Consider the following 18,565-nt stretch of genomic DNA (forward strand, 5'->3'; position numbering starts at 1 on the left):
TCGGTTCAGTCGCACCTCCCCTTCCGGCGCCCGGCCCGGGAAAGCCACTCGTCCCGCACGTCGGGACACCCGGGATCAGCGGCCCGGGCGGGCTGCGCCACGTCGTGGAACACAGGCACCGCCAAACCGGCTCCGCCGCCCGGCAGGGCGCTGGGAGGCCGCTTCGACACTCACGACGGTTCGTCGGTCTCGCCCGACTCCTGAGACGTCATTCCCGGACGATCCGGGGCGCGTCGAAGTCCGCGTTGTCGATCACCAGGTCGGCCCGCCGCTGCGGCGAGCACGCGGCGTAGTAGATCCGCTGCGCCTCGACGTAGCGGCGCATGCTCGGGTGCGCCGGATCGGGGTGCGTGCCGTCCCGCCGGGCCATGCGCCGCGCGGTCACCGCGAACGGCACCCGCAGGAACACCGACAGGTCCCACACGTCGCCGATCTCGTCGCGGTGCAGGAAGAGCCCGTCCACGACGACGACCGTCCCGGCCGGGGCGGTCCGTGCCGGCGGCCGCAGCACCGTGTCGGTGGCCAGGTCGTGGGCGGCCGGCCGGTAGCACCGGGAGCCGCCCGGCGCGAACGGCTCCAGGACGTCGGCACAAAAACGCTGATAGTCGTACGAGTCCTCCCAGAAGCCCTGCGGCGACTCGCGGCCCTGCCGGTACCGCACCGCCCGGACGTGGTGGAAGTCGTCGAGCGACACGCGCACGACCGGACGGCCGAGCGCTCGTACCGCCGCGCCCAGCTCGTCGGCGAAGGTGGTCTTGCCGGATCCGTCCGGCCCGTCGACGGCGACCCGCAGGCAGGCGCCGCCCCGCGACGCCGGGATCCGCCCGGCGACATGGCCGATGACATCCTGTCGTTGCGCTGAGCCGGGCACCGGACCAGCGTGCCAGACCCGCCGCCCGCCCGCCTCCCGCGGCGGGCCCGCCGTCAGGTGCGGCAGGCGGCCCGACCCCGCGGCGCCGCAAGCGTTACGTCAATGACGGTACGTTACTTTGTGACCGGGTCGGGCCGGGTGGCCCGGTCCCAGGCCGCCGAGATCCCGGTGGCGGTCAGGACGAACAGCGTGGCCGCCCACAGCAGGCGCAGCTCCTGATGGCTCGCGGGGACGGCCAGCCCGGCGGCCGCGGCGAGAACCGCGGCCACCCCGGCCACGGCCAGGCCGGACAGCCAGCGCCGGACCGCGGCCGCCCGGCCGACGCCCGGCAGGCGGCCGTACACCTCGACGAATGTCGCGGCCGTCGCCGCGGCGATCACCAGGAGGCCGGCGGCGGCCGCGAAGGCCCGGGAGCCGAAGCCGAGCTCGTAGCGGATGGCCAGCGCCGGGACCAGGAACAGGGCCAGCCACCAGGACAGCCCGGTGCACAGCGTGTCGATCCCGGGGCCGGCCGGCGCCGGAACCGGCCGGCGGCGCAGCCGTGCCGCGGTGATCCGCGCGGCCGCCAGCAGCGCGCCGGCCGCCACCGCGCCGGGCACGTGCGGACCGGCCTTGCCCAGGCTGTAGAGCAGCACACTGTCGTAGAGGGCGAGGATCAGGTAGCCCAGCGCCGCCGCGGAGGCCGCGAAGACCAGCAGTTCCCCGGCGGTACGCGGCGCCGGAGCCGGCCGAGGGGACAACCGCCGCAGGGCGAGCACGGTCAGGACGGCGGAGACGGCGCGCAGCACAAGATCCTGATTCGTGCAGGCCGTACCCATCGCCAGCTCGATGAGGCCGAACGTGACGGTGTACGACGCGCTGGTCAACGCGAGCACCGGCGTGCCGGTGAGCCGCCGGAACAGAGCCGGGTCGAGCCAGTTCACCACGGTCAGGTAGCCGAGCATCCCGAGCGGCAGCTCCAGCAACGAGGGCAGCCGCAGCGCGCACACCGCGAGCAGCTCCGGCGCCGGCCAGTGCTCCGCCAGCCAGGTCGTCACCGGTCCGCGGGCCAGCACGAACCAGCCGTCCGGGACGTAGCCGCCCAGATACGACATGTCGCCGTGCCGGACCCGCAGCGCGTACACGGTGAACAGGATCTGGTTGACGACGAGCAGCCCGGCCACCACCGCCAGCCACCCGCCCGGCCCGATCGACCGGCGGCCGGGCCCGTCACCGCGGCGGGAGCGCCAGGTGACCGGCAGGCCGGCCAGCACCGAGGCGGAAACCGTGACATGCAGGGCCACGGATGTACCCGTCACTTGACCACTCCTCCGAGGACGCCGGAACGATCATGAAAGGTACAGCGCCACCTCCACCGCCTCGCCCAGTGATCCCACCAGCGGCACCCCGAGATCGGCGAAGTGCTCGCGGGAGTGCAGCGCGTCCTCGCCGGCGTGGTAGACCAGGCATCGCACCCCGCACCCGGCGGCCGCGCGGGCGTCGTCCACGCTGTCGCCGACCAGCAGCACCTCCCCCGGGTCCAGCTCCAGCGCGGCGAGGTGCCGGGCCAGGTGCGGCGCCTTGTACGCCACGTCCGTGCCCACGCTCCCGTCGATCCGGGCGAAGCAGTGCGCGATGCCGGCCGCGGTGACCAGCGGCACCAGCTCGGCGTGCGGGTACATGGAGAGCAGCGACTGCCGGCGGCCGGCCGCGGTCCAGCGCCCGAGGGCGGTCACCGCGTCCAGCGTGAGCGTCACGGTCTCGCGGTGCACGGCGTACGCGCCGCGGAAGCACTCGGCGAGCCGGGCCTGCTCGGCGGCGCTGAGCTCGCGCCCGGCCAGGCGCTCGTAGAACAGCGGGATGGGCTGCACGTGGCGCCGCTGGTAGTCGGTCCGGGTGACCGCGGGCAGCCCGCACTCGCGGAAGGCGTCGATGGTCGCCGCGATCAGCGCCGGGCTGTCGCCCAGGACCGTCCCGTTCCAGTCCCAGACGATGTGCCGGATCATCGGATCCTGGCCACGGTGAAGGCGCCGGCCCGGAACCCGACGTGCCCGGGGACGCCTGCGGCCGGCGGGCGCAACGTCTCGGTGAGCCCGAGCGGACCCCGGTGCAAGCGGATGCCGGCCCCGACGTCACGGGTGTGGAGATTGATCAGTCCATCGGCGAACATGACGGCGAGCCTAGAACCGGTCCCGCAGGTCACGCGAGTGCGAGAACCATCGGGCGGCCATCGCGAGGATGCCCGCGGCGACGGCGGCCGGGTCGGCGAGCTGGTGCAGGTGGTGACCGGGCAGGTGGCCGACGTCCCAGCCGCGCTCGCGCGCCCGTGCCGCCTGCCGGTCGTAGGGCGGCCCGAACAGCAGGTAACCGCAGGGCCGCTCGTCCCAGCCGGCCGGCGCAGGCATCCGCTGTTCGTAGTAGCTCAGCGGCATCCTCGGCGCCGCCCGGCCGACCGCGTCCGGGAACCAGGCGATCTCGTGCTCGGCCCACCAGTCCGGCCACGGCGGCAGCCGCCCGCCGACCGCCATCGAGCGCAGCACGGCCAGCCGCTGCGGCGTCGCGGTGGGCGTGGACCCGGCCCGGGCGGGCAGCGTCGCGTCGACGAACACGCAGCCGGCCACCTGGTCGCGCAGCGCGTCCACCACGGCCGGCACCAGCAGGCCGGCGTTGCTGTGCGCGACCAGCACGACCGGCCGGTCCGGCGGCGCCGCGGCCCGGATCCGGCCGACCACGAAGGGCCAGAACGGCGGCTCGGCCTCGGCCACGCCGATCAGCGACGGCAGCACCGTCTCGGGCAGGTGACCGGCCACCGGCGCCCAGGTCAGCGGGCCCAGCAGCAGGCTGTGAAGGAGGACGAAGACCGGGGAACCGCTCGCGCTCCTCTCGTCGTACGGAATAGTGCCTCCTCTCACCCCGAGGTGTGGGACGTGATCCGGGGTCTGCCGGTGGCCGGGCCGTCCGGCATCGGGCAGCCACCTCTCGCCGGATGTTACGGAGAATCCGCAAAACATCCAAGACCGTTGATGTACGTCATATGCACTGCCCCGACGCCCACCCGACCGTCACCGCACGACAGCCGATCCGCAACTTCTGCCGAGCGGCGTAAGTTCCGGGCCCGAGCCGAGACGCCAAAAGCCCAGGTGGAGCCGCGAAATCATAGGGCCGATCGCCGCGCGTGGACTGTTCAGGATGGAGAACCCGCACCTCGACCAGCTCGCCGCGCGCTCCGGCAGCGTGGCGGGGCCCGAGGCGGCTCTGCGCCGGCCCCGCTCAGGCGGTGCGACCGGCCGGTTCGGCGGCGCCCAGCTGGCCGGTCACGTCACCGTGCGCCGCCCGTACCCACACCTTGTCGGCGGCCTTGAGATGCAGCTCGCGCAACCGGGCGGCGCGCCGCTCCGGATCGACCGGCCGGACGGCCTCCCGCAGCGTCCGCAGCGGCCCGGCGTCGTCCAGATCCGCCACCCGCGGGCAGCGCCCGTCCTGGCGTGCCCGGCGCAGGCCGGGCTGCGCCGGCAGCGTGGCGCGCAGGTCCAGGAACCGCCGCAGGTAGGCGGCGTCCGCGGCGTCCAGCACCTTGTTGCCCACGAAGATCAGCAGGTCGCCCACCCCGGCCGCCTCGGCCAGCTCGCGGTAGCGGCGTGCCACGGTGACCGACTCGGGCGTCGGCTCCACCACCACCACGATGGCGTCGAACTGCGCGTGCAGCGAGTTGGCGAACGCGTCCGTCCCGGCCACCATGTCGCAGACCACCCAGTCCCCGGCGGTCGGCCGCAGGTGCGAGAGCAGGTTCTCCAGGATGGCCAGGTGCCCGTGGTAGCAGCCGCCGCCGATGTCCTCGGGTTCGTAGGTGCCCACGTGCATGACGTGGGTCCGCCCGTCGAGCGCCACCGCGTGCCCGCGCAGCACCGGATCCGCCGGGTCCAGTGTGACCAGGTGCGATCCGGGTCCGGGCGGCGTGGTGGCGACGAAGTGCTCCACGCCGCCGACCAGCGGGTTGGTGCCGAGCAGATGGCGGCGCACCGCTGCGGTGTTCGCCGGGTGCGACAGCGCGGCCTCGCGCGCCGCGGCGACCCCGAGCAGCGGCGCGAGGTGCACGTTCACGTCCGCGTCGATGGCCAGGACCCGCTGCCCGGTGTCGCGCAGGTGCCCGACGAACAGCGCGGCCAGGGTGCTCTTCCCACTGCCACCCTTGCCAGTGAAAGCGATTTTCATTACCAGAACGCTAGGCCCGCCGGGAGGGCGCGGCAAGCAGAACACGCCGAAGAGCAATGAAAACCATTTCCGACAGTACGGCGGGAGCACCGCCCCGGCCCGCCGCGACCCGGGCACGACGCCGTACGGGTCCGCTCCGGGGACCACGGTCCCACGCAGGCCCACGTCCGGCCCGGCCCCGCGCGATGCCCGGCCCGCTCGCTGCTGCGGCCGCGCGCCCGGAAGCAGCGCGAACCGTGCGGCACAACCCGCCCGGACCCGCGGCCGCGGCAGTCAGGGCCGACCGTAGCGGCTTGCGGCGCAACCCGGCCGGACCCACGGCCGCGGCAATCGCCGCCGACCGCGGGAGCTGGCGGCGTACCCGGGAAGGGTCCTCAGGATCGCAGGGAGGAGCGGCCGTCGGTGAACGCGTCCAGCACGCCGCCCGCCCACTGGTTGTCGACCGCGAGCGCACACCGCGCGCCCCACAGCACCTGCCCGGCGAGCTCCGGTTCGGCGCGGGCGAAGTTTCCGCACAGGTCGTGCGCGGCGATCTGCTCGTGCACCGCGTCGGCCTCCACGTGCTCGTCGTAGAACGCGGTCGCCTCGGCGGTTCCGCCGAGGCGCCGCAGGCCGTTCCCGTACGCCCGGTTCGGCAACGAGGAGGTCATCTCGTATGCGGCGAGGTGCCCGAGGATCGCCCCACGGCGGGCGCGGTGCAGTCCGAAAACGGACATCAGGTTGTTCACCGCGAGAGTGGCGGCCGGCACCGAGTCCACGTACGCGCCGTACGCCAGGTCCAGGTCGAACCACCGCATGGTCTGCTTGAACAGCTCCTGGTGCATCCGCTCGGTCACGCCGCGGCCGTACTCGTCCTGCTGGATCTCGATGAGCGCGGCCTTGGCCGGGCCGCCCAGCCGCGGGATCGCCCAGCTGTGCGGGTCGGCCTCGCGCAGGTGGTACACCGACCGGTGCATCACGAACTCGCGGAACTGCTCGCGGGTGGCCCGCCCGCGCAGGTAGCCGGAGAGCGGCGGCCCGTCGTCAGCCGCCACGATCGCGCCGAGCGCCGCCGGCACGCTTTCCGGGTCGGCGCTCTCGCAGGGCCCGGTCAGCTCGTCCAGCCAGGCCAGGTAGCGCCGCTCCAGATCGGTGCGCAGGCGCACCAGGTCAGGGTTCCACTCCCAGGCGTCGTCGACGCCGTCCCAGGACCGATAGGACAGTTCGTAACAGACGAACAGCGACAGCTGGAAGTCTTCCGCGTCGTCGGGTTCGGCGGCGGGCAGGGTGGCGCCCAGGCCGCGAAGAGTGTCGATCACGGCGTCGGACAGGGTTCCCCGGGGTGAGGGCAGCTTCATGGCCGGGCGGATTCCCGTTTGCGGATTCCCGAAACGGGAAGCCTGGCGGCATGTCTGCGACCATCACGCCGTACGAGGACGGGCCGCTCATCGTGCGCGGCGACTTCGAGCTCCGTACCCCGGACGGGGAGACCATCGATCCGGCGCGGGGGACGATCGCGCTCTGCCGGTGCGGGAAGTCCGCGATCAAGCCCTTCTGCGACGGGACTCACAAGACGTTCGGATTCAAGGCGGGCACCAAACGGGACTGACCGAGCTCCCCGGACCCGATGCTCCCGTCCGCGTCCCCGCGGAACCGGGCGCCGGCCCGGCCGTCCCCGTCGCCAGCCGCCTCGAGGATCAGGCCGGGAGGATCCCGGCCCGGCCTGGCACCGAAAAGAATCCCAGACACCCCTGGCGGCCAGCCCGAAGCCCTCGGCTGGCAGCCACAAGCCCCTCGACCACCCCGGGACACCCCTGGCGGCCAGCTGAGCACGCTCGGCTGGCCGCCAGCGGCCTCTCGACCGCCTTGAGGGCTCCATCAGTGCCGGCTCCGAACGGTTGGCCGCGCCTCGGGGGCGGTCGGGGTTCTACCGGCGCACACCCCGTCCTGGCCGCCCGCCACGCCGACCGGCTGGAGCCGCTGAGCAAGGAGCTCGGCGGCGTGCTCGCCGCGCCGACCGACGTCACCGACCCGGTACAGGCGCGGGCCCTGACCGAGGCGGTACCGACGAGGCACGCATCGACATCCCGCACGGACCTGAGCAGCCCGACTTCCCCGGCGCCGGCGTGGACTGACCGCGTGTACTGAACAGGCCGGCGCCGGGTGGCGCGGCCCGGCCGGGCCCGGCCCAGCCGGGCTGGGCACGGCGAAGCGGGACCGGGCCGGGCAAGGCTGGGCTGGGCGGGATCGCGGCGCTAAGCGGACCGCGGTGTGGTGGCGAGCAGGATCGCGGACAGCGCCGCGAACCCGGCCGCGGCCAGGAAGACCGCTCCCGGGAAGGCGTGCGCCGACGACCAGGCGAACGCCGCGCCGGCGGTGAGCGGGACGACGGTTTCCGCGATCGCAGGTCAGGAAGAACGTCCACATCGACTGATGGATCATGCGGGCGACGTCCGAGCAGAGCCGGGCCCGGGCGAGCCGGCCGAGAACCGGGCGGCGCAGGACCGCGAGCGCGGCGCCGACCGGGTCGGCCGTGCGCACGGTGAGCGGCGTGGCGCGGTCGCCGGGCCGGGACTCCGGCAGGACCAGCCAGCCGTAGACCACATTGGCCAACGACAGCCCGGCCGCCGCGAGGAACGGCAGGCGGACGTCTGTCGCGCCGAGCAGACCGCCGACCGCCGGGCCCGCGACGCGGGGGCTGGCCCGTGCGCTGCTCAACAGCGCGTTCGCCGCTCATCCCGGCCGGGGGTGCACGCTGGTGGCGACCGAGGCGGGCCGTCCCCTCTACGAGTCGCTCGGCTTCCGCGCCGTCGCGACGACCACCTGGTACACGAGCGGATCCTGATCGGGGCGGGGCGGGGTGGATTCCGGCGACCGGATCGAGCATGCTCGGGGCCGTGCGAAGGCGAACTCTCGCGTCCGTGGTGACGCTCGGTGCGACCGCTGCCCTGCTCGCCGAGGCACCGGCTTCGGCCGCGCCGCCGGCCGGGCTGAAGAACCTGGGCGACGCCCGGCAGGTGATCGTGGTGACCGGTCGGAGCTGGACGTCGACCTACTCCACGGTCACCGCCTTCCAGCGCACCGACCAGGGCCGCTGGATCCAGACTTTCGCGGCGATGCCGGCCCGCAACGGGTACGGCGGCTGGGCCTGGTCCGCATCGCGTGTGCAGGACACCGGGACGACCCCGGCCGGCACGTTCACCATCACGCAGGCGTTCGGGGTGCTGGCGGACCCGGGCACGAGACTGTCGTACCGCAAGGTGGACGGCAACGACTACTGGGTCGGCGACCAGCTCGACCCCCGGACGTACAACCTGCTGCAGCCCTCCGCCTCCGCGAAGCGGACCTGGCGCACCTCCGAGGCGGAACGCCTCGCCGCCTATCCCACGCAGTACGCGCACGCCGCCGTCATCGACTTCAACCGGCCGGCCGGTGTCCACTGGAACGAGGAGCTCGGCGAATTCGTGGCGGACACCCCGGCCCACACCAGCCGCGGCTCCGCGATCTTCCTGCACGCCAGCGGGAAGGGCTCGACAGCCGGTTGCGTCTCGGTCAGCCGGGCCGATGTCGCGGCCCTGCTGCGGTGGCTCGACCCGGCGCTACGCCCGCGCATCGTGATGGCCCCGGCCTCGGACCTGGCGAACGCGTGAGATGAGCGAGGGGCCGGCGGGCCGGATGGCGGTGCCGCCCGACGCCCGGCCGCGCATGGCCGATACTGTCCACCATGATCGATCCCAGCACGCCGATCCGTATCGCCCGCCCCAGTCGTGACCTGGCGGCGGCCGAGCGCTTCTACACGCACGGCCTCGGCCTGCGGGTGCTGTTCCGCGCGGCCGCCGCGGCTCCCGGTGAACACGACCTGGTCATGCTGGGCTGGCCGGGCGCGGCCTGGCACCTGGAGCTGGTCGGCGGCGCGAACCTGCGGGCCGAGCCGAGCCCCACCGACGAGGACCTGCTCGTGCTGTACCTCGACGGCCCGGTCGACGAGACGCTGGCCGGGCGGCTCGAGGAGGCGGGCGGGCGGCGCGTCGGCCAGAGCGCGTACTGGGACCGCTGGGGCGTCACCGTCGAGGACCCGGACGGCTACCGCCTGGTCCTCTCCACCCGCTCCTGGTCGAACGACTGATCGGCCGGCGCGCTGCGCCACCAGCGCCGCGACGCCAGCGCGGCCAGCACCGCGCCGGCGGCGTTGACCAGCACGTCGTCGATTGACGACACCCGGTCCAGCCGCAGGACGTACTGTCCGATCTCCACCAGGGCCGAGCAGCCGGCCGCGAGGGCCAGGATCCGCGACACGGACGCCACCGCGGCGAACCGCACCGGGGCGAAGAACCCCAGCGCCGCGAAGATCAGCAGGTTGCCGCCGATCCCGATCGGCCCCATGGTGACCAGGTCGAGCAGCGGGACCAGGCTGACCCGGCCCGGCACGACGCCGGCTCCCGGACCCGGCATCATGGTCAGCCACACCATCGGCACCGTGCCGTACACCATGCCCACCTCGGCCAGCGACGTGCGCCACGCCGCCGCGGTGCCGGCCGCACGCCGCCCGAGCGCCAGCGCCCACACCACCAGAGCGGCCAGCGGCAGGCCGGCCAGCATCGTCAGCACCACGCCGTTCTCGGTGTCCAGGCAGCCGTGCCAGCGCAGGGCCAGGCACCGCGGAGCGGACATCAGCAGTGGCCGCCGCAGGACGAACAGCACGGCCACCAGACCGGCGGTCACCAGGGTGACGAGCAGGACCCCGCGGGGTGGCGCGGAGAGGGAGGGGTTCCGGTTCATGCGGCCATTCAAGACGGGCGGCTGTCATGGCGGCATAAGCGTTTCCCCTACCGGTCCGATACCCCGGTGACCCCGATGAGTCCCCGGCGTCCGCCCGGATGCGGCCCGCGCGCTCAGCGGTAGACGCTGGCGATCGCCCGGATGTCCGGGTGCGGCGCGGTGACCGGCCGTTCGGACAGCAGATTCGCGGCCCGGCGGCGCTGCCGGCCGTGGCATGCCGCTGCCCCCTCGTCGCCGATCTCGTTCGGACGTGCGCCGAGGACCCGCGAACTCCGGCCTGGTCGCGTACCGCTCGCGGTCCCGCCGCCGTTCCAGCTCCACCCGAACCCGCTTCGCTCCGCCACCGATCCTGGCGGTGCCGGCCGGATTCCAACCGGCGTCCTCCGCCTCCGGGGGCGAGAGGCCTACACCGGCTCCAGGATCGACCAGCCGGGGCCGGGGACGAAGGTTGCGTCGGCGGCGCCGTCGTGGCTCAGGACGGTTCGCAGCGGCGCGGTGTCCAGGGCGAAGTCGTGACCGTGGTCGGCGGCGTTCAGCAGCACGACCAGACGGTGGGCGCCGTCCACCGACACGGACTCGTAGGCGAACTGCTTGTTGGCCAGGTGCAGGGGGCGCGTCCGGGCCCGGTGCAGCCACGGGTGCCGACGGCGCAGGCCGATCAGCTGCTCGTGCAGCCGGTAGGTGGGCCAGCCGTACGGCGCGAGGTCGCCGGGCGCGGGCGGGAACGGCGGCCGGATGTCGTCGTCGCCGAACTCGGCCTCACGTTTGACGCCCTGGAAGGCCTGCTCGTCACCGGCGTAGACGCTCGGCACGCCGGCCACGGTGAACAGCACCGCCAGCGCCAGGCCGAGGTGACGCCGGTCGGACAGCGCGCTCGCCAGCCGGGTCACGTCGTGGTTCCCGGCGAACGTCATCGGCGCGAAGTCCCGGGAGAACTCGTCGTGCCGCTGCAGCGCCCAGGACAGTTCGTAGAAGTTCAGGTCGTTGAGGCTGCTCCGGATCGCCTTCCAGAGCTCGTACTGGGTCACCGAGTCCAGCCCGCCGTCCCGGATCCAGGCCGGATAGTCGCCGTGGATGACCTCCCCGACGAACCAGCCGCCCGGGATGCGGCCGGCGGTGTCGCGCCAGAACGGCAGCGGGACCGCGTAGGCCGCGTCGAGCCGCCAGCCGTCGGCGCCGAAGTCCAGCCAGTGCCGCATCACGCCGGCCACGTACTCGGCGACCGCCGGCTCGTCGTGGTTGAGGGCTACCAGGTTGCGGTGGCCCTCGAAGTCGGCGTAGTCCAGACCGCCGTCGAAGGAGAGGCGGAACCACGAGGTGTACGCCGAGTCGCGCCCGCGGGCCAGCACGTCGCGGAACGGCCCGAACCCCCGCCCGACGTGGTTGAACACGCCGTCGAGGAGCACCCGGACCCCGCGTCGGTGGCACTCGTCGATCAGCCGGCGCAGGTCGTCCTCGGTGCCCAGGCGCGGGTCGACGCGGTAGTGGTCCACGGTGTCGTACCCATGGCTCTCGGAGGCGAAGACCGGGCCGAGCGCGAGCCCGTTGCAGCCCAGCTCGACCAGATAGTCCAGCCACGGCTCGAGGTTGCGCAGCCGCGGCTGGGCCGGGGTCCCGTCCGGCGGCGCGTTCCGCGGGGCGCCCAGGAAACTCAGCGGATGCAGGTGCCACCAGACGACGTGCTCGGCCCAGCCGGTCGCGCTCATGCCGGTCACCACCCGCTCTCGATGATCCAGAACTCGTCATACCCTAGCCGGTCGCCTCGCACGCACGGGCCGGCCGGCGGTGGCCATAATCATGATCATGGGTACGAACGAAGTGGTCGTCCAGGTGCGCGGGCCGGTCGGTCACCTGCTGCTGAACCGGCCCGAGGCGATCAACGCGCTGACCGCGGGCATGGTCGCGACCATGCGAGGGGCACTGGACGAGTGGGCGTCGTCGTCACGGGTGCGCACCGTGGTGATCAGCGGGGCCGGCGGGCGCGGGCTGTGCGCGGGCGGCGACATCCGGGCGATCCACGCGGACGCGGTCTCCGGCGGCAGCGCGTCGCTGGCGTTCTGGGCCGACGAGTACCGGCTGAACGCGACTATCGCCGCGTACCCCAAACCGATCGTCGCCCTGATGGACGGCCTGGTGATGGGCGGCGGCATCGGGATCTCCGCGCACGCCTCGACCCGGGTGGTCACCGAGCGGTCCCGGCTGGCGATGCCCGAGGTGGGCATCGGGATGCATCCGGACGTCGGCGGGTCGTGGCTGCTGTCGCGGGCGCCCGGCGAGCTGGGGACCCATCTGGCGCTGACCGGGTCGCCGGTCGGGGCCGCGGACGCCATCGCGGCCGGGCTCGCCGACCACTTCGTCGCGTCCGCGCTGCTGCCCCGGCTGATCGAGGAGCCGGAAGCGGTGGCGGAGCTCGCCGGGGAGCCGGCGCCCGGCGACTTCGCCACGGCTCGTGAGTGGATCGACGACTGCTACCGCGGTGACTCGGTCGGCGAGATCGTCGGCCGGCTCGCCGCGCGGGCCGAGCCGCGGGCGCGGGCGGCCGCCGAGGAGATCGGCACCCGCTCCCCCACGGCGCTGACGATCACCCTGCGGTCGCTGCGCACCGCAGCGGAACTGCCGGACCTGGCGGCCGCGCTGGAGCAGGAGTACCGGCTGTCCGCGGCGATGCTGCGGCTGCCCGACCTGGCCGAGGGCATCCGCGCGCAGATCATCGACAAGGACCGCAACCCGCGGTGGCGGCCAGCCACGCTCGCCGAGGTGTCGCCGGACCTGGTCGACGCCGTGTTCCTGCGGGACTGAACGCGATCATGGCACCACAACCGCAACCGGAAGCCACCCGTCCGACTCTCAGCGGCCCGAATCCTCGTGTCCATGGCCACCACGAAGAAGGCACGCCGGGCCGCCGCCGCCCTGACCGTCGCCACCGCCGCCGCAGCCGCCGTCACGATCGCCAACTCCCCGGCCTCCGCGGAGACCAAGACCGCGGCGGCGGCGCCCGCCCCGAGCCGCACCGAGGCCGCCCAGCAGGTCGCACTCTCCACATCGGCGCAGTCCGAGCTGGCCAGACACGGCATCAGCGTCGATCTGTCCACTCCCGCCGCGACGATCCAGGGCACCACGACCACCGATCCGTACCGGGGCATGCAGTGGGGCTACGACGCGGTCCGGGCGGCGGCCGCGAACACCGCGAGCACCGGCACGAACGTCACCGTCGCGGTGGTCGACACGGGCACCGCGAAGGTGGCCGACCTGACCGGCCGGGTACTGCCCGGCAAGGACTTCATCGCCACCGGTGACGGCACCAACGACCAGAACGGGCACGGCACCGGCGTCGCCTCGATCATCGGCGCGGCCACCGGGAACGGTATCGGCATGGCGGGCATCGCCCCCAACGTCAGGATCCTTCCGGTACGGGTCTGCGACGCCACCGGATCCTGCCCGGTCGACGCCATCGCCGCCGGCATCACCTGGGCGGTGGACCAGGGCGCCCAGGTGATCAACCTGAGCCTGGGCGGCGCGTCCACGGACGCCCTCGGCGCCGCGGTGGCCTACGCGGAGAGCAGGGGCGTGCCGATCGCCGCGTCGGTCGGCAACAGCGCCGAGAAGGGCAACCCGGTGCTGTACCCGGGCGGCTACGACACCGTGGAAGGCGTCGCCGCCGTCGACCAGACGAGGGCGCGCGCCGCGTTCTCGGAGACCGGCGCGCAGGTCGACATCGCCGCGCCCGGGGTGGGCATCGTGCAGGCGGCGCCGGGCGGCGGCTTCGTCGCCGCGTCCGGCACGTCGCAGGCCTCCCCGCACGTCGCCGCCGTGATGGCGCTGGCCAAGGCGTACAAGTCGTCGCTCACCCCGGCCGAGCTGCGCACGGTTCTCGGCCGCACCGCCACCGACCTGGGCGCCGCCGGCCGCGACGACCAGTTCGGCGCCGGCCTGGTGGACGCCGCAGCGGTGCTGACCGAGCTGGGCGCGACCGTCACGGCCCCGGTGAACGCCCCGGCCGGCGCCCCCGCGACCAAGGCCCCGGTCACCGTGGCGCTGGCCCCGGTCTCCGGCACCAGCGCGGGCGGCACCGTCGTCACCGTCACCGGCTCCGGGTTCACCACGCTCGACCTGAACAACCCGGCCGCGGTCCGGTTCGGCGCCGTCAACGCGGCCTCGTTCACCGTCCTCTCCGACTCCAGGCTCACCGCGGTCACCGCGCCCGGCACCGACGGCGCCGCCGTGCTCAGACTGGCCAACAGCGCCGGGACCAGCACCGGAACGGCGAGCTTCACCTACCGCTCGCCGCTGACCGCGACCTTCGACCCGGTCACCGGCGCCAAGGCGACCGGCGGCACGACCGTGACGGTGACCGTGTCCGGCGGAACGGTGGGCGCGTCGGCCGCCGCCTTCGCCGCCGAGAAGATCGTGGTGAAGGTCGGTGACACCGTCGCGCCCGCGGCCTGGCTCGATCCCACCCACCTCAGGGTGACCGTCCCGGCCGCCACCCGGACCGGCGCCCCGACGATCACCCTGATCCACGACGGCGTGGTGGGCCCCGCGTCGGTGTCGGCCATCAGGTACGCCCCGACCGTCACCACCATCGCTCCGCCGAAGGTGTCGGCCGCCGGCGGCGAGACCGTCACGATCACCGGCACCGGCTTCGGCGAGGTGGCCGCCGGCGATCCCACCTCTGTCACGTTCGGCGGCGTCAACGCCACCAGCTTCCAGGTCCGGTCGTCGACCCAGATCACCGCGGTGGTCCCGGCCGGCGTGAACGGCCCGGCAGCGGTCGTCGTCACGACGCCCGGCGGCACGGCCACCACGAAGGTCACCTACCGCACGCCGCTGGGCCTCGAGGTCCCGGCCGGCACGGTGGTCAAGGCGTCCGGCGGCGCGGTCACGCTCAAGGTCACCGGCGGCACGATCGGCGCCACGCCGAAGGAGTACGCCGCCGAGAACATCACCGCCACGGCCGGCGCCGCCCGGGTCACCCCGCTCTGGGTGGACGCCACCCACCTGAAGGTGACGCTGCCGGCCTCCACCGCGGCGTCGGTGAACGTGGCGCTGGTCCACGACGGCATCGCCGGGACCCCGGTGGCGGTCGGCTACGCGCCGACCGTGGTCGGCCTCTCCGCGACCAGCGCTCCGCTGGCCGGCGGCACCAGGGTGACCGTGCGGATCGCGGGTGGCGTGCTGACCGGGGCGACCGGCTTCACGTTCGGCGGCACCCCGGCGGCCTGCACGCCGGCCGCCACCGGCTCGTACACCTGTGTGGTCCCGGCGGCGGCGCAGGCCGGGCCGACCTGGGTGTCGTTCACCGCGAGCACCGGCGTCACCAGCCGGTTCACCGCGGCGGCGACGTTCAACTACACAGACCTGGACTGAGGCGCCGGCAGCGGGCCCAGGGCCGGCGCCTGCACCGGGACCAGCGGTTCCCGGCGGCAGCCGGCCTCGGGTCCTGCCGGCGTCGCGCGGGCCGCAGGCTCAGGGCCAGAGGCGCGTCCGGCGGGCCCGCGGGCGGAACTCCGGAGCGCTCTCGCCGAGCACGGCCCGGCGCAGGATGCCGGTGTTCGGCAGGCGCAGCAGACGCAGCTGTTCCCGGCGCTCGCGGGCGAACGTGCGCCGGGCGCTGCCGGTGAGAGCGCCGTCGACCAGGCGCTTCGCGGCGGCGATCGCGTCCGGCGACCTGGCCAGCAGGGTCTCGGCGAACGCCGTGGCGGCCCGCACCGGCTCGTCGTCCAGCTCGGTGACCAGGCCGAGCCGATGCGCCTCGGCGCCGGTGAACTGTTCCGCGGTCATGGTGAGGCGCTTGGCCACGTCCGGGCCGACCAGCTCGGTGAGCGTGCGGACCCCTGTCATGTCCGGGATGATCCCCCACTTGCCCTCCAGGACCGACCACTTCGATCCGGCGGTGGCGAAGCGGAAGTCCGCGGCGAGGGCGATCTGGAGGCCGCCGCCGTAGCAGTGGCCGTGGATCGCCGCGATCACCGGGACCGGCAGGTGGCGCCAGGCCCAGCAGGCCTCCTGGAACGTGTTGGTGCCGCGCCACGGCGCCGGGACGAAAGCCTTGGCGATCCGTGCCGGGCTGCGCAGCGTGCCGGCGATGTCCAGGCCGGCGCTGAACGACGGTCCCGTGCCGGCGATGACGACGGCTCGCAGCGTACGGTCGCGCCGCAGGTCCCGGGCGGCGCCGATCAGCTCGTGCAACGTGTCCAGAGTCAGCGCGTTGAGCTTGTCCGGGCGGTCGAGGCGGACCTGGGCGATGCCGCCCCCGGTCGTCACGCTGACATAGTTCACGTTTGGTCCCTTGGCACAGGTCTCCGCGAGGTGCGGCGTGCGCCGGACTATACAAACAGTTGCATAGCAAGGAAAGCGACCACCGCGTGGCAGCCCCCGGACGCGCCGCGAAGGAAAGCGACCACCGCGCCGCCGCCTGGCGGACTTGGTGGATCACGCCGACGCCGTGGCCAGCGCGACCGGGTTGTCGTCGGGGTCGCAGACATAGGCGATACGCTCGCCCCACGGCATGTCCGCCGGCTCGCGCACCACGGTGGCGTGCTCGCGGAGACGCGCCACGGTGTCGTCCACGTCGTCGACGTAGACGAACATCTCGAACCGGGGCCCGGTCCCGAGCGGCCGCGCATACTGCTCCGAGGGCCAGGCGGCGTCCAGGACGCCGAGCTGCGCCGTCCCGCGCCGGACGCCGACATATCCGGCTTCGCCCTCGGCGGGATACCGGAAGTACGCCCGGAAGCCGAGCCGCTCGTAGAACGCGACGGTAGCCGCCACCCGCGTCGCGAAGACAATCGGAAACGCCCCGTCCACCATGGCCCGACGATACGCGCCGGACCACCGCAGAACCGCCCGCGACCACACCCGACACGCGGCGATCAGCCCGGGCGGCGGGCCGGACGAGCTGGGCGGCGCGGCACTGGCAAGCTGGGCAACGCAGCCGGGCGGCGCGGCGGCTAGGCTGCCCAGGGGCCCACGCCTCCGATGCGGTGGACGCGGTAACGCAGGATCCAACCCGGCTTCCGCGGGGCGGGGAACTCGCCGGCCGGGTCCACATACACCTTGTGCAGGGCGTTCAGCAGATCCCACGTCCCGTCGTCCGGCTCGGCGGACGCCGTGGCGTGCAGGATCGCGTGCTCGGCCATCACCACGCCCGGCGTGCGCGGGGCGTCGAAGGAGAGCACCACCCGGGGGTCACGCTCGACGTTGCGCACCTTCGCATACCGCCCGAGATGCCCGCTGACCACATCGTCACCGTCGAGGCCGATCCAGATCACCGAGACCTGCGGGCTGCCGTCGGCGTTGATCGTCGTCAGATGGGCCAGCGGCCCGGACGCGATCAGGTCACGGAGTTCACTGGGCAGTTTCACCGGCGCCGACGTCATGCCGCCAGACTAGTGCCGTGACTACGAACGTTTGAGGTGTTTGGCGGTCAGGCTGCTCGTATGGCGGGTTGGCCCCAGCGTCGTTGGCGTTCGCTGCGGATACGGGCTCGTTCACGTACTCGATGCGAGCCACTTTGGTGTCCCGGTCGGGGTCGTTGGACTCCTTCCAGGTCTTGGTCCGATGGAAGGTGATGCCGTTGCGGTGCAGGATGTTCCGCAGCCGTTCCCGCCCGATGCTGATCGGGCGGGAAACCTGGTCGGAGGACGTCGCCCTAGGCCCGCTCAACGCCCCCGCACCAACGGGGCCGTCAGTCGTCTTTGAGCCTGGACATGCTGTTCATCGGAGGCGGCGTGGGATCCGCGTTCCTCCTCCTCGGTGTGGGCGTCAACGTGTACCGCGTCTGGCGCCGCAAACACTGAAGAACACCACCACCCGATCGAGCGGGAGACCGTGAACCCTCACCAAGGGCACGCCGGCCTCCCGCTCTTTCACATCCCGACAACCGCCTCCTACGGCACGCACCCCCGACGGCTACCGCCGCACGCCGCTCGCCGCAGACCACCGGCGGCCAGCGGACGGTGAGCAGACCGTCGATCACGGCCTGCTCATCCTCATCCGCGGACAAGCTGCAGCACCGCTATCACGCAGACCTCACAGGCGCAGGCACCTCGACGACCGCGTTCAGCAGCTGAAACCGGTTGATTCTGGACCGACTTCAGCAATAGTTTAGGATCTTGAATTAGGCCTGTGACGTGGGGATCCTGCACAGGCCTGATGCGGCCGCGCTTGCCTGCGGGTGTCCGAACCGGTTCGCGGCCGGTTTGAACACCCGTTCTAAGCCTGTTCTTTAACCTCCAGGCGGGTGCTACTGCGCCGATCGTAAAGTCGGCTCAGGGGCGGGCACGTCGAACCGATGAGGCGCATGGTTGGCTACGAGCCATGATCGGTCGCCTCCCCGTGGACGAACAGCTCGTGGCGTTGAAGTCGGCGCTGTCTCGCAACGACGTGCTGTTGGAGGTGATGAGCCGTACAGCGTCGCTGGAGTTGCCGGGCTGGTACGTGACAGCAGGCTGTCTCTTTCAGACCGTGTGGAACGTCGTCACGCATAGGAGTCCTACCAGCGGCATCAAGGACTACGACATCTTCTATTTCGACAGCAGTGACCTGTCCTGGGGTGCTGAGGACGAGGTGATCAAGACCGCGCAGCGCGCCTTCACCGGGTTGGCCGCCGAGGTCGAGATCCGCAACGAAGCGCGCGTGCATCTGTGGTACGAGCAGAAGTTCGGCGTCCCTTGTCCTGCATACGAGTCCACTGAGGCGGCGATCGATTCGTTCGCCGCGACGACGTGCTGTCTCGGGGTGCGT

General features: G+C 73.2%; 19 protein-coding genes. 7 read left to right on the forward strand and 12 right to left on the reverse strand.

From position 1 onward, the window contains the following. Positions 1–208: 208 nt before the first annotated feature. The 7 genes from Asi03nite_RS29150 to Asi03nite_RS29180 form a co-directional block, all read right to left on the reverse strand. Positions 209–871 carry a nucleoside/nucleotide kinase family protein gene (locus tag Asi03nite_RS29150; RefSeq protein WP_239103011.1) on the reverse strand — a complete coding sequence of 221 codons (663 nt, stop codon included), beginning with the start codon at positions 869–871 and terminating at the stop codon, positions 209–211. A 113-nt stretch (positions 872–984) separates the two neighbouring features. Continuing rightward, a complete protein-coding gene (locus Asi03nite_RS29155) occupies positions 985–2,169 on the reverse strand; it encodes a hypothetical protein (RefSeq protein ID WP_203683686.1) in 1,185 nt (394 codons plus the stop codon). Between the two features lie 30 nt (positions 2,170–2,199). Continuing rightward, on the reverse strand, positions 2,200–2,856 hold the full coding sequence (locus Asi03nite_RS29160) for an HAD family hydrolase (RefSeq protein WP_203683687.1): 657 nt from the start codon (positions 2,854–2,856) through the stop codon (positions 2,200–2,202). Beyond that, the gene (locus Asi03nite_RS29165; RefSeq protein ID WP_203683688.1) at positions 2,853–3,020 is read right to left on the reverse strand and encodes a hypothetical protein; all 168 of its coding nucleotides are present in this window, start codon (positions 3,018–3,020) and stop codon (positions 2,853–2,855) included. The genes Asi03nite_RS29160 and Asi03nite_RS29165 overlap by 4 nt, the downstream gene beginning before the upstream one ends. A gap of 10 nt (positions 3,021–3,030) precedes the next feature. Further along, on the reverse strand, positions 3,031–3,762 hold the full coding sequence (locus Asi03nite_RS29170; protein ID WP_239103012.1) for an alpha/beta fold hydrolase: 732 nt from the start codon (positions 3,760–3,762) through the stop codon (positions 3,031–3,033). A 358-nt stretch (positions 3,763–4,120) separates the two neighbouring features. Then, positions 4,121–5,062: an ATP-binding protein gene (locus Asi03nite_RS29175; RefSeq protein ID WP_203683689.1), complete on the reverse strand. Its 942-nt coding sequence runs from the start codon at positions 5,060–5,062 to the stop codon at positions 4,121–4,123. Between the two features lie 374 nt (positions 5,063–5,436). Then, positions 5,437–6,399 (reverse strand): iron-containing redox enzyme family protein, encoded by a 963-nt coding sequence (locus Asi03nite_RS29180; RefSeq protein WP_203683690.1) that lies wholly within the window; start codon positions 6,397–6,399, stop codon positions 5,437–5,439. Positions 6,400–6,449: 50 nt separating this feature from the next. On the opposite strand from Asi03nite_RS29180, the gene Asi03nite_RS29185 reads away from it, so the two are divergent. The 4 genes from Asi03nite_RS29185 (at position 6,450) to Asi03nite_RS29200 (ending at position 9,167) form a co-directional block, all read left to right on the forward strand. Beyond that, positions 6,450–6,650 (forward strand): CDGSH iron-sulfur domain-containing protein, encoded by a 201-nt coding sequence (locus tag Asi03nite_RS29185; RefSeq protein ID WP_203683691.1) that lies wholly within the window; start codon positions 6,450–6,452, stop codon positions 6,648–6,650. Between the two features lie 996 nt (positions 6,651–7,646). After that, positions 7,647–7,886, forward strand: a complete 240-nt coding sequence (locus Asi03nite_RS29190; RefSeq protein ID WP_203683692.1) for an N-acetyltransferase — start codon at positions 7,647–7,649, stop codon at positions 7,884–7,886. 52 nt (positions 7,887–7,938) lie between these two features. Continuing rightward, the gene (locus tag Asi03nite_RS29195) at positions 7,939–8,691 is read left to right on the forward strand and encodes a L,D-transpeptidase family protein (RefSeq protein WP_239103013.1); all 753 of its coding nucleotides are present in this window, start codon (positions 7,939–7,941) and stop codon (positions 8,689–8,691) included. A 74-nt stretch (positions 8,692–8,765) separates the two neighbouring features. Beyond that, positions 8,766–9,167 (forward strand): VOC family protein, encoded by a 402-nt coding sequence (locus tag Asi03nite_RS29200; protein ID WP_203683694.1) that lies wholly within the window; start codon positions 8,766–8,768, stop codon positions 9,165–9,167. Here the strand turns inward: Asi03nite_RS29200 and Asi03nite_RS29205 are convergent. Both Asi03nite_RS29205 and Asi03nite_RS29210 read right to left on the reverse strand, forming a co-directional pair. Beyond that, positions 9,125–9,820: a VanZ family protein gene (locus tag Asi03nite_RS29205; protein WP_203683695.1), complete on the reverse strand. Its 696-nt coding sequence runs from the start codon at positions 9,818–9,820 to the stop codon at positions 9,125–9,127. The genes Asi03nite_RS29200 and Asi03nite_RS29205 overlap by 43 nt on opposite strands. A 404-nt stretch (positions 9,821–10,224) precedes the next feature. Continuing rightward, positions 10,225–11,526, reverse strand: coding sequence for an alpha-amylase family protein (locus Asi03nite_RS29210; protein WP_203683696.1), 1,302 nt, complete (start codon positions 11,524–11,526; stop codon positions 10,225–10,227). Positions 11,527–11,623: 97 nt separating this feature from the next. Between Asi03nite_RS29210 and Asi03nite_RS29215 the strand changes: the two genes are divergently transcribed. Together Asi03nite_RS29215 and Asi03nite_RS29220 are read left to right on the forward strand one after the other, a co-directional pair. Then, positions 11,624–12,619, forward strand: coding sequence for an enoyl-CoA hydratase/isomerase family protein (locus Asi03nite_RS29215; protein WP_203683697.1), 996 nt, complete (start codon positions 11,624–11,626; stop codon positions 12,617–12,619). A gap of 72 nt (positions 12,620–12,691) precedes the next feature. Continuing rightward, on the forward strand, positions 12,692–15,187 hold the full coding sequence (locus Asi03nite_RS29220; RefSeq protein WP_203683698.1) for a S8 family serine peptidase: 2,496 nt from the start codon (positions 12,692–12,694) through the stop codon (positions 15,185–15,187). A gap of 99 nt (positions 15,188–15,286) precedes the next feature. Here the strand turns inward: Asi03nite_RS29220 and Asi03nite_RS29225 are convergent, their stop codons facing one another. The 3 genes from Asi03nite_RS29225 to Asi03nite_RS29235 form a co-directional block, all read right to left on the reverse strand. Further along, a complete protein-coding gene (locus Asi03nite_RS29225) occupies positions 15,287–16,099 on the reverse strand; it encodes a crotonase/enoyl-CoA hydratase family protein (protein ID WP_203683699.1) in 813 nt (270 codons plus the stop codon). A gap of 153 nt (positions 16,100–16,252) precedes the next feature. Continuing rightward, a complete protein-coding gene (locus tag Asi03nite_RS29230; protein WP_203683700.1) occupies positions 16,253–16,630 on the reverse strand; it encodes a VOC family protein in 378 nt (125 codons plus the stop codon). Between the two features lie 140 nt (positions 16,631–16,770). After that, positions 16,771–17,199 (reverse strand): PPOX class F420-dependent oxidoreductase, encoded by a 429-nt coding sequence (locus Asi03nite_RS29235; RefSeq protein ID WP_203683701.1) that lies wholly within the window; start codon positions 17,197–17,199, stop codon positions 16,771–16,773. 958 nt (positions 17,200–18,157) lie between these two features. On the opposite strand from Asi03nite_RS29235, the gene Asi03nite_RS29240 reads away from it, so the two are divergent. Continuing rightward, positions 18,158–18,565, forward strand: a 408-nt coding sequence (locus Asi03nite_RS29240; RefSeq protein WP_239103014.1) for a nucleotidyltransferase family protein, incomplete at its 3' end; no start/stop codon positions are given.

The sequence above is a fragment of the Actinoplanes siamensis genome (assembly GCF_016862395.1).
In the GTDB taxonomy this organism is placed as follows: domain Bacteria; phylum Actinomycetota; class Actinomycetes; order Mycobacteriales; family Micromonosporaceae; genus Actinoplanes; species Actinoplanes siamensis.

What these genes read in the sequence shown, in the direction of transcription:
- Asi03nite_RS29175 (WP_203683689.1), bottom strand. Translation starts at nt 5,062, where the DNA reads ATGAAAATCGCTTTCACTGGCAAGGGTGGCAGTGGGAAGAGCACCCTG.
- Asi03nite_RS29165 (WP_203683688.1), bottom strand. Translation starts at nt 3,020, where the DNA reads ATGTTCGCCGATGGACTGATCAATCTCCACACCCGTGACGTCGGGGCC.
- Asi03nite_RS29235 (WP_203683701.1), bottom strand. Translation starts at nt 17,199, where the DNA reads ATGACGTCGGCGCCGGTGAAACTGCCCAGTGAACTCCGTGACCTGATC.
- Asi03nite_RS29220 (WP_203683698.1), top strand. Translation starts at nt 12,692, where the DNA reads ATGGCCACCACGAAGAAGGCACGCCGGGCCGCCGCCGCCCTGACCGTC.
- Asi03nite_RS29205 (WP_203683695.1), bottom strand. Translation starts at nt 9,820, where the DNA reads ATGAACCGGAACCCCTCCCTCTCCGCGCCACCCCGCGGGGTCCTGCTC.
- Asi03nite_RS29160 (WP_203683687.1), bottom strand. Translation starts at nt 2,856, where the DNA reads ATGATCCGGCACATCGTCTGGGACTGGAACGGGACGGTCCTGGGCGAC.
- Asi03nite_RS29185 (WP_203683691.1), top strand. Translation starts at nt 6,450, where the DNA reads ATGTCTGCGACCATCACGCCGTACGAGGACGGGCCGCTCATCGTGCGC.
- Asi03nite_RS29230 (WP_203683700.1), bottom strand. Translation starts at nt 16,630, where the DNA reads ATGGTGGACGGGGCGTTTCCGATTGTCTTCGCGACGCGGGTGGCGGCT.
- Asi03nite_RS29180 (WP_203683690.1), bottom strand. Translation starts at nt 6,399, where the DNA reads ATGAAGCTGCCCTCACCCCGGGGAACCCTGTCCGACGCCGTGATCGAC.
- Asi03nite_RS29210 (WP_203683696.1), bottom strand. Translation starts at nt 11,526, where the DNA reads ATGAGCGCGACCGGCTGGGCCGAGCACGTCGTCTGGTGGCACCTGCAT.
- Asi03nite_RS29215 (WP_203683697.1), top strand. Translation starts at nt 11,624, where the DNA reads ATGGGTACGAACGAAGTGGTCGTCCAGGTGCGCGGGCCGGTCGGTCAC.
- Asi03nite_RS29200 (WP_203683694.1), top strand. Translation starts at nt 8,766, where the DNA reads ATGATCGATCCCAGCACGCCGATCCGTATCGCCCGCCCCAGTCGTGAC.